This is a genomic window from Bacillus cereus group sp. BfR-BA-01310, from assembly GCF_022664325.1.
GTDB classification, from domain to species: Bacteria; Bacillota; Bacilli; order Bacillales; family Bacillaceae_G; genus Bacillus_A; species Bacillus_A paramycoides.
On the sequence record NZ_JAKUHD010000113.1, the window covers coordinates 1 to 289 of the forward strand.

The following is a 289-nucleotide window of genomic DNA, read 5'->3' on the forward strand; positions in this document are numbered from 1 at the left end:
CATTTCAAACAGATTTTATCTTTGAAATTTCGGATCTTCCTGAATTTGATTTTATGAATGAACTGGGAGATCAAGAAGAAGTGGATGAAATCGATTCTGTTGATGAAACAAATAATACATTTTTAATAGATTTTATTTTTGAGATTCCGGATTTTCCTGAATTTGATTTTATGAATGAACTGGGAGATCAAGAAAAAATGGATGAAATTGATTCTGTTGATGAAACAAATAATACATTTCAAACAGATTCTATTTTAAAGATTCCGGATCTTCCTGAATCTGATTTTAT

General features: G+C 28.0%; 1 protein-coding gene. It reads left to right on the forward strand.

Going from position 1 to position 289, the window contains the following annotated elements; translation table 11 throughout:
- On the forward strand, positions 1-289 hold a 289-nt coding region (locus tag MR109_RS29915), incomplete at both ends, for a hypothetical protein (protein ID WP_242274870.1).